Raw genomic sequence first — 12,599 nt, forward strand, 5'->3', positions numbered from 1 at the left:
TTTTCCGACTCGACCTTGTCTGAAGTTCATACAACTTCGGACACTATCTTGCTTTTCCGCCCCGTCCTTGTCCGAAGTTCATACAACTTCGGACACTATCTTGCTTTTCCGCCCCGTCCCTGCCCGAAGTTCATACAGCTTCGGACACACTCTTGCTTTTTCGACTCGATCTTGTCCGAAGTTCACACAGCTTCAGACAAATGAGTTTGGAAAAAACAATGCACCTTCCACTACTATTTTAGAACTGGTTCACCCAAGGGTATCCTGTTGAAATCCACGACATCGTCCCCGTTATAGATGAATCGATGTTCATAGCTCGTCTCGTCTTGTAAGATTTCTTGTAAATAATATTTCAAATTTGCTAAGCCTACGTTCTTCGGATGCATGATCCAGGATAGGTCTTTCCAATCCAAAATACCTTCATCGGTTTTGAGTGGAGTAGTATAGTGATAGGACTCAGGCAGCTCGGCCACATAAACGTACATTCCGTCAAAATAAGAATGAGATGGGTTTGTCCATGTAATATTACCTTTATGCCGTACGTTTTGAGGTTCCATCTCAATCCCCGTTTCTTCTCTTATCTCTCGAATGATACATTCAAAGGGGTTTTCGCCTTTCTCTAATTTGCCGCCAACGCCATTCCAAATTCCCATCCACTCAGGGGATTCGCGATTAAGAAGAAGTATTTTATTCCCTTGTTTAATAAAACAAATTGTATATGAAAACATTTTAATTCCTCCGTTAAATAATACTTGTATTATGAATTCAACAAAAATTATCATTAATCCTTTTATAACTAGTTTATTAAACCAATCTTATGGCATTTGTGGAAAAAACTTACTGTTTTTATGTTAAACTGTTAATAGTGAATTGGTTTATGGAGGTAAAATAATGAAAGAAACAATCGGAACATTTCTTATTCTACAATCTATACTAACTTATTTAACTATCGATATACTTTATGATCCTTTCCCTTACCAGTTAGAAATAAACGATTGGAATTCGGGAATTACTACTACTACAATATTGTTTAATCACCCTTTTTGGTATTACGTTATTCATGTCATGTTAATTATTACTTTTATGCTTGGCCTGTACTTAGTTTTAAATAAAGTAATAGACAAGAGTATATTTCATCTTAAACGGGTGCTTTGGTATTACAAAAATAGATAATACATACACAAAAACCACCTTATTAATGTCGGTGGTTTGTCGTGTGAAGTTTATGTACTTTCATTTAGTCCATCCTACACTAGCTTTCTTGATTCAGCACTCATTCCCGATATATATCCTTTACCATCTTCCCTATAGCTTTGTGTATGTACAACCCTTATCTTTCACACATGAAAGGCCTGTCTCGTCCAATGCGTTGAAGATGGAAAAATAGCTTGCGCCTATTTGAAACCCAATTCCGTTTAAAATGCCTAGAGATGCCTCAATGATCTCGACTTTTTCTATTTTCTCTCCAATCAGTGATGTCACAATTTCAACCATGTTTTTTTGCCACTCAAGCTGTAAATTCTGACTTCCGTACCAGTCTAAACCTTCATTCACATCTATTTCATCCCAGGTAACAGAAACACAATCTTTAAAGGAACAAAACTCTACTTGTTTTCCTCCGATAACTAAAATAACCGGACAGTCCGACCAAAACTCACCATCTTTCACATGATGTACAGTGATAATTGCCTCAAGTTGCGAACCTTTTAATCTCCTTAACCCTTCTCCATGCTCTCTCATAAACTCATTTTTATCCGAAAAGAAAGTTGGTTCATACCCTTTAATCCCAAGCATACTCAACCTTCATCCTTTTTAAGTGACGAACCAAAACTCCTTAATGTGTGAAGTCTGCCCGTTAAAATAAATAACTCGTCGTAGTTTCTCACGACGTATTCCTCAATCACATCCAAACCCTTTTGAACATCATCAACTAATAAAATTGTGTACTTTTCGTTCCAAGAAAATCGGTTTATTCTCCTAAGTTCGGATGCGTTTAGTTGAAACTTAAATTCTTCAATTAGTAGTTTCACTTGGTACCATTTATCCGGATTTTCTATGTAGGTTTTATGTTTATTTTCATAGTTTTGTTGAACGAGTTGAATAAAACCATCAATTTGATCAGCCAGCATCGTCGCGATTCTCATCTTGTAATTCATTTTGCCATCTCCCCTCAGATACCTGACTTAGAAACATGAGGACTACACACCTAAATATATGTTTCTATTATACATTCATGAAGGGTAAACAATAAATCAAATCCAGACAATAAAATTAAGTTACAAAAAGCGATCGCCTACTTTCGCAATCGCTGTCGTTTTTGATTATTCTGCTCTGTTTTTTAAAAATTCCTTCCAAGCCGTAATTCCACCCTCTAATACAGCAACATTGTATTCTTGATTTGAAAGGATGTTTGCACATTTTGTGGCGGAGTTTCCAGTTGTGCATGTTACGACTATTTCTTTATCTTTTGGTAAGGATCCAACTGCATTACTCTTGTTTTCTTCTGATTTAAAAATTTCCTCTTTATGAATGTTTTGACTCTCAACACCTTGGCCTTCAATATGAAAATCATTGTATTTCTCTTCTGCTCTTACGTCTAAAAGGGTAATCTTTTCCTGAGTATTCATTTGCTGAAATAACTCTTCAGGTGTAATCTTTTTAAGGGGCATTTTTATTCCTCCTTTTACGAATAGCTTCCTGGTCCTGTTAAAACCAATCCTACTCCATTTTCAGTTTCCTCTTTGTCTAATGTTAAGACTTCCGTCCCAGTTACACTTGGATCAAAGGCTACTTTAATTCCTTTAATCGTTTGAACACGGTCAAACTCATGTGGTTCATCTAGCGCTAAAGCAATTTGTGGACCATGTTCCTGACTAGGAACTGTGAAAAGACGAATTCCCACAGCACCTGAATTTTCCAATAATTGTTTCGCCTCGTCTGTTATGTACATCATTTTCTCCTCCTATCCATCAACACATTCATTATAAACCTTATCTTTATTAGACCCAACCCTATTGGGTTGTTTTTATATCCGAATCATCTTTTTCGAAACCGCAAAATAAGGACAGGTGGAATCTCGAGCCAATCAAATTTATCGGTCACATTTTGGAAACTCGGCTCTTCCATACCGTCCAATACAAAATTAGCCTCGAAAAATAGATTGTGATAGTACGATAACGGACGATGGAACATGAGATGTGGGCTGGACTGACCTTTTATGCCAATGGCTTGGTAGGGTTCTGGGTTGAGATATTTTGATAGTTGAATACTATTTGTAGTGATCACATTTCCATCCCTTTCTTCTGTCTCCGTAACTTTACGGACACCAGGGGGTTGAAAACATGGATGCGTGATAGAAAAGACGAAAACTCCATTTGGCTTTAACATCTTATGTAAGGATTGGACCAAGGGCGTAATATCCGCAATATCCATTAAAGCCATATTGGCTACTGCACTATCAAATTGTTCAGTTCCCAGTTCAGACAATTCCTCGTAACTGGTTGCGTCCACAACTTTATAATCGATTTGATTTATGTATTCCTTCGTTCTCATTTTTGCCCGCTCTATCATTTTTTCAGAGTAATCAAAGGCAATAACATCTGCTCCTAATTCTGCAAGTCTCCTTGAAAAGTTTCCGTTACCGCAAGCAATGTCTAATATGGTCTGGCCTTCTTTTATGTTTAATAATTTTTCAGTATAAGGGCGAATCAGTTCACGGTGATATCGATTACTCTCATACCCCATATAATCATCCCAAAGTTCCGCATTCTCTTCCCATCTTGCGTGTGAATCTTTGATTAGATCCTTCCATTCACTCAATCGGCATTCCCCTTTCGACCCTTTCAATAAAACGATGAGTTCACCCCATATTTTTACAATACATGTTAAAATAACCATTAGCAATGAGTAATTAATGTGGGGAAGGGGTTATGACGTGTATGGAATTTCGAGGAGCAAGTGCATACGATCACGAGGACTTTTTTTCAAATTATATGAAGCGGAGAGGCAGAAAGGATAGTCCCAATAATGCAATCGAAGCCCCGATTATTTATGAGCTAATCGGTGATTTTCAAAATAAAAGTATTCTAGATTTAGGTTGTGGTGATGCATCCTTTGGCAATGACCTACTGAGTCAAGGTGCATCCTATTACACGGGTGTAGAAGGTTCCGAGCAGATGGTTTCAGCTGCAAAACTTAATCTTAACAGTGAGTCTGGAACCATTTATCATGAAAACTTAGAAACATACAGCTTTCCTTCAAACCACTTTGATATCGTCACCTCACGCTTCGCGATACACTATATTTCAGACATTCGGTCTCTTTTTCAAAACGCGTATCATGCATTAAAAACGAATGGAAAATTCGTGTTCAGTGTCCAGCATCCCCTCACAACTTCCTCTTTTATAAGCAAACAAGCAGGAGATAAGCGTGGGAACTGGGTAATTGATGATTATTTTCTTGAAGGTGAAAGAAAAGAACCTTGGATAGATCAAATCGTTGTAAAATATCACAGGACGATTGAGCAATACTTCCGGGGTCTTACTGAGACTGGTTTTAGAATCGATAATTTACGTGAAGGGTCTCCCCAGCGAGAACATTTTTCAAGTGATGCTGAGTATAAAAGAAGACAACGAATTCCAGTCGTATTGATATTTTCTTGTAGGAAGTGACCGCCACTTTTACTAAGAAAACAAACTAAGGGACAGTGGCCCTGTCCCACTTTATTGGCAAACTCCTAATGGATTCGGTTACGTTTAGATCTCTTACAAAGCTACTGCGTAAATACGCGAACTCGTTCCCCACGGATGATAGCCTGTACCAATATGGTTGAACCCGTATTTTTCATATAAACCAATGTGATCTGTGCAAAGATATAAGTTTGAAAAACCTCCAGCTTTTGCATCATTTTTAGCTCGTTCTAACAGGAGTGACCCATAATTATTACCTCTGTACTCTTCTTCAATGTATATAGCACACACCCAAGGATACAGGTCCATCCGGCTTATAAAATCATTTGTAATCAGGCCAGCACAGCCAATTACTTTTTCTTCATCCATCAAAAGATACCATTGTGGCAATGGGTTCGTGTTCGAAATGCAATGTTCGATACAATCTTCATATACCTTCAAGCTTTGTTCACTAGCCCATTTGCTTTGAATATAGGTTATCGCACTTTTCATATGTTCTGGATTTTCTTTAATAGAGATTATTTTCATTTTCCGCATCCTCCGGTTATAGAATAACTAAATTTGTTATATTTCAAGGGAGTTGTATATTTCACCAATAATACCCTCCATTTGGTGAATACCTAATTCAGCGTTTGTCATGATCACCGCACCGGACTCCCTTTGCGGAAATGCCACCATCATACATTGAAACCCTATTCCCCAACCAAGTGAGGAAATTTCAAGCTCTGTTTCTTGCCCGTTTAAAAACACTCCCAATCCGCACCACTTCTTATCTCTTTGAGGGCTTATCATTTCCTTTGCTTTACTCGCAGAAATGCCAATTTTACTTTCACCTTTTAAAGCATTCATTAATTCCAGAGTTAAACGACTTAAATCTGCAGTGGTTGTCCATAAACCTGAAGCCGCGGGGTATGGATATATTGGATATTTTTCATGAACGATTTCGCCATTTTTATTATGTCCACTAGAAATGTTTGCTTTTCTTATATCCGTGGTTTGCATAACAAATAAGCTATTCTCCATTCTTAATGGTTTAAATAATAGTTCGTTCACAACCTGGTCAAATGGCAATTTAGTAATGTCTTCTGTTAGCTGCTGAATAATACAAAAACCTGCATCCGAATAATGAGATTCACTCTCAGGTTCATATTTTACTTCAATTGGTTCGTTGCAATAAGGTGTTCTTCCCTCTAATAGGTCAACCATTGAAGGTAGACCTATGTCCACTGTTAACTCTGTGAAGCTATATTTAGGGTCGACAAGTCCCGATTGATGACTTAGTAAGTTTCGTAATGTAACCTTTTTATTTTTCGTATATTCATTTTCAGGTACATTCCATGATTCAAGTTTTATGTTAACATCTTCATCTAAAACAAGGAGTCCCTGTTCGGTTAGAGTTATAACGAGCATTCCTGTTAGAAACTTACTAATCGAACAAGAATTAAAAATCGAGTTTTCGGCTACTTTTTTAGTAGTCCCTGCTTGTAAGACACCACAGTTCTCTATTTTACTGATTTGACCTTTTTCAATTAATGCAATGCTCAAACCAGGTACATGATATTGTTCCATAAGCTCTAGAATATCACGATTTTTTAATTTCATAAGATAGCTCCGTTTCTATTGCTAATCCTGTTTTTCACCATTATTTTGTTTGTATATTTTCTTAAGCGTGGAGTTTATATTATTCAAAGCTAGTAATATAAACCCTAACATGATAAAAGTTACGATTTCACCGGTAAAAAAGGATACCACCCCTAAAACTAAAAAGTAAAAGCCATACCACCAATTATTCATTTTCATACTCTCTCTCCTGTAAAAAAGCTTTTTAAAATATAATTAATTGATTACATTCGAATTCCCTTCAACAACTGTCTCTATTAATTCATCAATAGTCCCAATACACTTTTCAACTTCAGGTAAATGATAAAACGTACTTGTTGTTTCAAAATGATTTATTTGATCATCCGGGGAATAAAGATAGATTTTCTTACCTTGCCCAAGTGCTATTCCAAGTTCAATGTGACTGCCTTTTCCTGCAGGGATTAGGACTATTAGTAAATCCGATTCTAATACTGCATTTTTTTCTTCCGTCCCAATAACTTTTAAATCCTCGAATGTTGAAGCTCTTTCATTTTTTGTCCAGTCATAAGTATATATAAAACCTTTTTTTACTAATTGTCGTGCAACATAACGAACTGATTCTAGGTTCTTAAAACTTGATGCAACATAAAACTTTTTCATATTTCCCCCTGTTTTTTTGCTTTTATTACCAATTCTCCTATTCGATTAGAGAATCCTTCTGAATCCTTGCACTTTTTCCAAAGAATAAAAAAAAGCACAACTTGAAAGAAAATCAAATTGCGCTCCTGGTTTTATACGTATCCTTTTCCTTGCTCCTTACAGAAATAACTACTGTAATGAGTGATAAGATAATAAATATTCCACCTGCAAACGGGTTTACTGTAACCGAAAGTGTATCTACGATTCCAGCTCCAATCACGGACCCGACAGCCACACCTAAGTGAAGGGCTGAGTTATTCAGGCTTTGTTGAATTTCCGACGATTCAGGGGCTATTTCAATCAGATAAGATTGCATGGCTGGTGAAATCGCCCAACTGAGAATTCCCCAAACAATTAGGACAATGAAAAACACGAGATACAAATCTGCCGAGTATGGAAATACAAAGAATAATGCACTAAAAATTACTAGTGAAATAACCATTGTTTTTCTTGAGCCCAATAAATCTGCCAAGACACCGCCAAGACCCCCACCACTTACTGCTGCAAAACCAAAAATGAAATAGATAACACTAATCCACGTCGCGTTAAAATCAGTGGTAACTTCTAGATATGGCTTAAAATAGGCATACATGATCGTATGACCTGTCATATACAGAAAAGTCGTTGTTAGCCCTAGAGTAATTTTGTGATTTTTCAAGGTAGCCAGCTGTTTCTTTAATGGAATTTGAGGCTTTGGTTGTACTCTACTCATTAATAGATGAACGCCAATGATAGATAATCCCGTCAAAACCGTAATAAGTACGAAAGGTGCTCTCCAGCCAAAACTATTACCCATGATAAGACCGATTGGTACCCCTAAAACTAAAGAAGCACTTACTCCCATGGACACAATCCCGATTGCCCTGCCTTTATACTTTTCCCCTACTAAGCTAGGCGCCATAACCAAGCACAAGATGATTAATAACGCTCCACTCAGAGCAAGGATAATTCTTCCTATAAACAAAATTGAAAAAGTCGGTGCGAGCACGGTTACGATACAACCGATGAAAAAGATGTATAAGCATATTAAGGTAAGCCTTTTTCTTTCTATTTTAGCAGTCATAACAAGTAAAATTGGTGATGCCACTGCAAAAATGACAGCAAATACAGTAATCAGCAAGCCAACTTGTCCGATGCTTACCTCTAAATCCTCTGCAATTAAATCTAAGATGCCGCTAATGATAAGTTCAACTAACCCAATGATAAAGGAAATGATCATTAAAAAATAAATACGTTTATCCATGTTGTCTTCCTTCCTAATAATGTTCCAAACTCTATAGTATCTGTTGATGAAAACTTACTCAAGAAAAATAATCTCATCTATATTATTTGATTTCGTCCAATTCACAATTAGCTTAAAATTTTCCTGAAAGTATGAGGTGTTGACCTGTAGGGATGTTTCGACTATAGGCATACTGATTTCAAGGAGGGATGTCGGAATGAAAGGGGAATTCTGACAAATTTCTGGATGAAAGGGGCTTACGTGCCCGAATATGTGATGGATTCGGACTGCTTCCAATATTCCAAGGGCGGGTGCGTCCGAATGCATGCTGGATTGGGACAGCTTTTATGGTCATATAGGCAGCTGGGTCCGAATGCACTCTGGATTCGGAGTGCTTTCTGGATCCAAGGAGCAGCCGTGTCCGAATACACTCTGGATTCGGACTGCTTTCATGAGCACAGGAGCAGCATTGTCCGAATGCACTCTGGATTCGGACAGTTTTCATGGGCACAGGAGCAGCCGTGTCCGAATACACTATGGATTTTGACAACATTCATGGGCATAAGAGCGACTGTGTCCAAATGCCCGCTAGATTTGGACAGTTTTCATGGGCACAGGAGCAGCCGTGTCCGAATACACTCTGGATTCGGACTGCTTTCATGAGCACAGGAGCAGCATTGTCCGAATGCACTATGGATTCGGACAGTTTTCATGGGCACAGTAGCAGCTGTGTCCCAATGCATGCTGAATTCAGACAACTTTCATGACCACAGGAGCAGCATTGTCCGAATGCCCGCTTGATTCGGACTACTTTCATGGGCATAGGAGCAGCTGGGTCCGAATGCATGCTGGTTTCGGAAAGTTTTCATGGAAACAGGAGCTTCCGTGTCCGAAATGAACGTATTTGAATGATAGCTCAAAGTGTTATGAACGACAACCAAGTTCATATCACCCCTGGCCATCAGTGTTGTACAAAGTATATACAAAGCTTACTAAATAAAACAAAAAAGTGTGTTAATCCCGCTAAGGATCAACACACCATGATAGCTGTAACAATATGAGGTTTTTTAAGAAAGGTACTTTATTTTTTCTTGAATAGATGTTCGTTCTTTTGCATCTTTAATTTCAGCAGGATATCCGACACCAAATACTCCAATGACATCATAACCGTCTGGAACTCCTAAGATATCACGAATTTTTTGGGCATTAGCGATTGATGACCAGAAAGCACCTACACCATCTGCCCAAGCAGCAAGGAGAAAGTTTTGCACAAAACAAGAGGTTGCAATTGCATTTTCGTACGTCTCTGCTTCTGATGCACCATGTCTCGATAATACAGCAAGTACTAATGGTGCATTACCGAAGTTCGTTTTATGATTTACTTTTTTCCTTGTCTCCGGACCGACAACATACACTTCCCAAGGTTCCGTCATTCGATGGTTCGGGGCCATCGAACCTGCTTGTAACCATTTATATATCTGCTCCATTTCAATTTGATCCTGTTTAAAACTCTTTATATTACGACGTGCCTTAATTACCTCTATTATACTCAAGTCAATACCTCCTTGTGTGATCATATACACTTATACTTCATAATGTATGCTCATGCTTCGAATAATCTTCTCCCTAAGTTCGTTCAAATCCATGAGTTCATTTGATAATAGGTGAAAAGCCTCTTCATTTCTTTCATCTAGAGATTCATTTAGCTTGTATTCTAGATAGTTTAATTTTAGATCTAAATCTATAAACGAACAGAACATATTTTCAAAATAATATTTTTCAAAGTCATGGATGTTTATGTATACTTGGAATTTATCATCAAAATCAATTAACACATACCAGCCAAGGTTATCAACATATTTCCTATCTGGAGTTATGGTTAATATAGTCCCTTTTTTTACTTCTATTTTTTTCATACCCTCGCATTTGGTGCAAGGACATTCTACTTCTATTACACTGGTTCTTAATAAAACAAAGCGATGCTTCATGACATTCACCTTCCCTAAGCCAATCTTTATCCCTTCATCAGCAGGGTGGAGGAACTAGCGCTTATTTATGGTTTAATTATGGAGACTATAATTAAAAGGGGATATCACTTATGTTCCTCCGATTTCAAATGAGAATACCTCTCAATTAATACTATAAATGAAAATGATTCTCATTGTCAAACGATGTTTAGAGATAAATGGATGATGATACTTTATTCCTGTAAAAAAGCACAAAGAGGTTCCCCCTTTGTGCTTGCTTACCTACATTATTTTTATCTACCTTAATTAGCTACACTGGGCTTCACTTGTTTTACCGTTTTTTCTTGTTTCCGCCAGAATAGGGTTAAAATAATCCCGAAAGCAAGTATCACTGTTGCAAAGTAGTAAGGATAATTGATGTCGATATCGAATAGCATACCGCCTAAAATTGGGCCACTAACGTTTGCTAAACTTGTGAACATTGAGTTCATTCCACCAGCCCATCCCTGTTCATTCCCTGCGTTATTCGAAAGATATGAAGTAACAGCTGGTCGGAATAAATCAAACCCGACAAACAGAATAAATGTAACGAGCAAAATTGCGAAATAGGAATGAACGGCGGTCATTAGGAAGACAAGTAAGGCTGACAAGATTAAACTATAACGAATGAGTTTAATTTCACCCCAAATCCGCGTTAACCGATCAAACAAAAGAACTTGAGACACTGCGCCAAAAATGGCACCACCGGTAATTACAATGGCTATATCAGCTGGTGTAAATTGAAATTTGTGGTCCACAAATAAACTAAAAAATGATTCAAAAGCTGCTAAACCAAACGAAGCAATAAAAATTAAGATAAACGCAATGAAATATTTTGGAGCAAACATCCGTTTAAACCCAACTTGGTCTTCCGATGGTTGTTCGTGATTTTCTGTCTGACGTTCGGGTTCAGATAATAAAATGATCGAAAGAATCGCTGCGATCGTACCAAGTCCCGCTGCAAAAAAGAATGGAATTCGCGTCCCCAATTCAGCAAGAAATCCACCTATACCTGGACCAATAATAAACCCTGTGCTTATGGCCGCAGACATATAACCGAGTGCTTTCGGACGAGTCTCCAAAGTCGTAATATCCGCAATAAAGGCTGTAACTGCTGGCATGATGAATGCGGCACTAATTCCGCCAAAAATACGCGAAATAAATAATATCTCAATTCCTTTCCCTATCCCAAATAAGAATTCTGAGAAGCCGAATATAAATAAGCCTATGACAATCATTATTTTTCTTCCATACTTATCTACAGCCTTACCTGCAAATGGTGAGGCAATCAATTGAGCAATCGCGAACACAGCAGTTAAATAGCCAACTGTTGTACCGGTTAAACCTAATTCATTCATTAACGTTGGTAATACAGGAATGACAAGGCCAATTCCCAAAAATGCAATGAATAAATTCATTAATAATAACCATAAAGTGACTTTATATGTCTTCATCAATTTCACACTCCTTAAACAAAACAAATACCATTAGACTTTTCATTTGTTTACAGATTTTATCGTAGTGTATATAGTTACTATATAGTCAAGAATGGAGTTGTAAAAAATGAATGAAAAAAATGTAAAGTATTTAACGACTGGTGAATTCGCAAAGCTTTGCAAGGTTAACAAACAAACTCTCTTTTACTATGATCAAATCGGACTTTTGTCTCCAGTATATAAAAATGAAAAAGGATACCGATTTTATTCCATTAATCAAATGGAGTTATTTTATGTAATTGATTTATTAAAAGATCTCGATATGTCACTACACGACATTCAACAATACACACAAAATAAATCCCCTGAAAGCTTTTTACGTTTAATGTATCAAAAACGGGAAGAAATCGTGAAAAAGCGCCAAGAAATTGAAATGAAGGAAAAGCTAATTGAGGCTAAAATAGGATTAATGGAAGAGGCCGCACAAATTAACTTTGACCAAATTACCCTTGAACACTTACCTGAAGCCACACTTTATTTAAGTAGAAATATCGAAAATATTTCGGATGAAGAATTTGTAGAAGTCATTTCTGAATTTATTGACGAATTAAATGAATCACAACTTGACACTGGCCACCCTATAGGTGGTATAACCAAACGGGAGCAAGTATTAAATGGAGAATTCTCTAAATATAGCTACTTATATATGGAACAACCTAATCCCAAAGAGGGTTATCCTTATTTCCAAGCTGTAAAAGGTGATTTCCTTATCGGATACCATGTCGGTGATGATAAAACAATACATAAAACATATAAACGACTTCTTTCGGAAATGGAACGATTAAATCTAACCTTAGGAAATTATGTGTTTGAAGAGTATGTTTACGATACGGTTGTAACGAATCAAAAAGAAGAATATATAACAAAGATTATGGTAGAAGTATTTAAACCTGATAAATAAGTTTGA

General features: G+C 37.1%; 17 protein-coding genes. 3 read left to right on the plus strand and 14 right to left on the minus strand.

All coding sequences use genetic code 11. From position 1 onward, the window contains the following. Positions 1 to 233: 233 nt before the first annotated feature. The gene (locus AC6CHV_RS05935) at positions 234 to 728 is read right to left on the minus strand and encodes an NUDIX domain-containing protein (protein WP_498078317.1); all 495 of its coding nucleotides are present in this window, start codon (positions 726 to 728) and stop codon (positions 234 to 236) included. A 163-nt stretch (positions 729 to 891) separates the two neighbouring features. Here AC6CHV_RS05935 and AC6CHV_RS05940 point away from each other — a divergent pair, with 163 nt between their 5' ends. After that, positions 892 to 1,173, plus strand: a complete 282-nt coding sequence (locus AC6CHV_RS05940; RefSeq protein WP_498078318.1) for a hypothetical protein — start codon at positions 892 to 894, stop codon at positions 1,171 to 1,173. A gap of 132 nt (positions 1,174 to 1,305) precedes the next feature. Here the strand turns inward: AC6CHV_RS05940 and AC6CHV_RS05945 are convergent, their stop codons facing one another. The 5 genes from AC6CHV_RS05945 to AC6CHV_RS05965 all read right to left on the minus strand — a co-directional run bounded on the left by AC6CHV_RS05945 (position 1,306) and on the right by AC6CHV_RS05965 (position 3,819). After that, positions 1,306 to 1,794 (minus strand): hypothetical protein, encoded by a 489-nt coding sequence (locus AC6CHV_RS05945; RefSeq protein WP_498078319.1) that lies wholly within the window; start codon positions 1,792 to 1,794, stop codon positions 1,306 to 1,308. Positions 1,795 to 1,796: 2 nt separating this feature from the next. Further along, a complete protein-coding gene (locus AC6CHV_RS05950; protein WP_498078320.1) occupies positions 1,797 to 2,156 on the minus strand; it encodes a hypothetical protein in 360 nt (119 codons plus the stop codon). Positions 2,157 to 2,321: 165 nt separating this feature from the next. Further along, positions 2,322 to 2,669, minus strand: coding sequence for a rhodanese-like domain-containing protein (locus tag AC6CHV_RS05955; RefSeq protein ID WP_498078321.1), 348 nt, complete (start codon positions 2,667 to 2,669; stop codon positions 2,322 to 2,324). Between the two features lie 14 nt (positions 2,670 to 2,683). After that, positions 2,684 to 2,953 (minus strand): adhesin, encoded by a 270-nt coding sequence (locus tag AC6CHV_RS05960; protein WP_498078322.1) that lies wholly within the window; start codon positions 2,951 to 2,953, stop codon positions 2,684 to 2,686. An 83-nt stretch (positions 2,954 to 3,036) separates the two neighbouring features. Continuing rightward, complete coding sequence (locus AC6CHV_RS05965) at positions 3,037 to 3,819, minus strand: methyltransferase domain-containing protein (RefSeq protein ID WP_498078323.1); 783 nt, start codon at positions 3,817 to 3,819, stop codon at positions 3,037 to 3,039. Between the two features lie 119 nt (positions 3,820 to 3,938). Between AC6CHV_RS05965 and AC6CHV_RS05970 the strand changes: the two genes are divergently transcribed. Beyond that, positions 3,939 to 4,670: a methyltransferase domain-containing protein gene (locus AC6CHV_RS05970; RefSeq protein ID WP_498078324.1), complete on the plus strand. Its 732-nt coding sequence runs from the start codon at positions 3,939 to 3,941 to the stop codon at positions 4,668 to 4,670. A gap of 93 nt (positions 4,671 to 4,763) precedes the next feature. On the opposite strand, the gene AC6CHV_RS05975 is transcribed toward AC6CHV_RS05970, so the two are convergent. From AC6CHV_RS05975 to norA, 8 genes are all read right to left on the minus strand, one after another. Further along, complete coding sequence (locus AC6CHV_RS05975) at positions 4,764 to 5,216, minus strand: GNAT family N-acetyltransferase (protein WP_440272762.1); 453 nt, start codon at positions 5,214 to 5,216, stop codon at positions 4,764 to 4,766. A gap of 36 nt (positions 5,217 to 5,252) precedes the next feature. Then, the gene (locus tag AC6CHV_RS05980; RefSeq protein ID WP_498078325.1) at positions 5,253 to 6,290 is read right to left on the minus strand and encodes a serine hydrolase; all 1,038 of its coding nucleotides are present in this window, start codon (positions 6,288 to 6,290) and stop codon (positions 5,253 to 5,255) included. A gap of 21 nt (positions 6,291 to 6,311) precedes the next feature. Further along, on the minus strand, positions 6,312 to 6,488 hold the full coding sequence (locus AC6CHV_RS05985; protein ID WP_341333604.1) for a hypothetical protein: 177 nt from the start codon (positions 6,486 to 6,488) through the stop codon (positions 6,312 to 6,314). A 36-nt stretch (positions 6,489 to 6,524) separates the two neighbouring features. Beyond that, positions 6,525 to 6,929, minus strand: a complete 405-nt coding sequence (locus tag AC6CHV_RS05990) for a group-specific protein (protein ID WP_498078326.1) — start codon at positions 6,927 to 6,929, stop codon at positions 6,525 to 6,527. 112 nt (positions 6,930 to 7,041) lie between these two features. Beyond that, positions 7,042 to 8,211 (minus strand): MFS transporter, encoded by a 1,170-nt coding sequence (locus AC6CHV_RS05995; protein WP_498078327.1) that lies wholly within the window; start codon positions 8,209 to 8,211, stop codon positions 7,042 to 7,044. 1,046 nt (positions 8,212 to 9,257) lie between these two features. After that, positions 9,258 to 9,743, minus strand: coding sequence for a nitroreductase family protein (locus AC6CHV_RS06000; RefSeq protein ID WP_440272760.1), 486 nt, complete (start codon positions 9,741 to 9,743; stop codon positions 9,258 to 9,260). 30 nt (positions 9,744 to 9,773) lie between these two features. Then, a complete protein-coding gene (locus tag AC6CHV_RS06005) occupies positions 9,774 to 10,178 on the minus strand; it encodes a hypothetical protein (RefSeq protein ID WP_440272759.1) in 405 nt (134 codons plus the stop codon). Between the two features lie 281 nt (positions 10,179 to 10,459). After that, positions 10,460 to 11,650, minus strand: a complete 1,191-nt coding sequence (gene norA, locus AC6CHV_RS06010; protein ID WP_440272758.1) for a multidrug efflux MFS transporter NorA — start codon at positions 11,648 to 11,650, stop codon at positions 10,460 to 10,462. A gap of 109 nt (positions 11,651 to 11,759) precedes the next feature. Here norA and AC6CHV_RS06015 point away from each other — a divergent pair, with 109 nt between their 5' ends. Next, positions 11,760 to 12,593 carry a MerR family transcriptional regulator gene (locus AC6CHV_RS06015; RefSeq protein ID WP_440272757.1) on the plus strand — a complete coding sequence of 278 codons (834 nt, stop codon included), beginning with the start codon at positions 11,760 to 11,762 and terminating at the stop codon, positions 12,591 to 12,593. The last annotated feature ends 6 nt before the right edge of the window (positions 12,594 to 12,599 follow it).

The organism is Ferdinandcohnia sp. GQ5 (genome assembly GCF_059759275.1).

Excerpts from the sequence above, each read along its gene's own strand:
- AC6CHV_RS05935 (WP_498078317.1), bottom strand. The coding sequence starts at position 728 with ATGTTTTCATATACAATTTGTTTTATTAAACAAGGGAATAAAATACTT.
- AC6CHV_RS05940 (WP_498078318.1), top strand. The coding sequence starts at position 892 with ATGAAAGAAACAATCGGAACATTTCTTATTCTACAATCTATACTAACT.
- AC6CHV_RS05945 (WP_498078319.1), bottom strand. The coding sequence starts at position 1,794 with ATGCTTGGGATTAAAGGGTATGAACCAACTTTCTTTTCGGATAAAAAT.
- AC6CHV_RS05950 (WP_498078320.1), bottom strand. The coding sequence starts at position 2,156 with ATGAATTACAAGATGAGAATCGCGACGATGCTGGCTGATCAAATTGAT.
- AC6CHV_RS05955 (WP_498078321.1), bottom strand. The coding sequence starts at position 2,669 with ATGCCCCTTAAAAAGATTACACCTGAAGAGTTATTTCAGCAAATGAAT.
- AC6CHV_RS05960 (WP_498078322.1), bottom strand. The coding sequence starts at position 2,953 with ATGATGTACATAACAGACGAGGCGAAACAATTATTGGAAAATTCAGGT.
- AC6CHV_RS05970 (WP_498078324.1), top strand. The coding sequence starts at position 3,939 with ATGGAATTTCGAGGAGCAAGTGCATACGATCACGAGGACTTTTTTTCA.
- AC6CHV_RS05975 (WP_440272762.1), bottom strand. The coding sequence starts at position 5,216 with ATGAAAATAATCTCTATTAAAGAAAATCCAGAACATATGAAAAGTGCG.
- AC6CHV_RS05980 (WP_498078325.1), bottom strand. The coding sequence starts at position 6,290 with ATGAAATTAAAAAATCGTGATATTCTAGAGCTTATGGAACAATATCAT.
- AC6CHV_RS05985 (WP_341333604.1), bottom strand. The coding sequence starts at position 6,488 with ATGAAAATGAATAATTGGTGGTATGGCTTTTACTTTTTAGTTTTAGGG.
- AC6CHV_RS05990 (WP_498078326.1), bottom strand. The coding sequence starts at position 6,929 with ATGAAAAAGTTTTATGTTGCATCAAGTTTTAAGAACCTAGAATCAGTT.
- AC6CHV_RS05995 (WP_498078327.1), bottom strand. The coding sequence starts at position 8,211 with ATGGATAAACGTATTTATTTTTTAATGATCATTTCCTTTATCATTGGG.
- AC6CHV_RS06005 (WP_440272759.1), bottom strand. The coding sequence starts at position 10,178 with ATGAAGCATCGCTTTGTTTTATTAAGAACCAGTGTAATAGAAGTAGAA.
- norA (WP_440272758.1), bottom strand. The coding sequence starts at position 11,650 with ATGAAGACATATAAAGTCACTTTATGGTTATTATTAATGAATTTATTC.
- AC6CHV_RS06015 (WP_440272757.1), top strand. The coding sequence starts at position 11,760 with ATGAATGAAAAAAATGTAAAGTATTTAACGACTGGTGAATTCGCAAAG.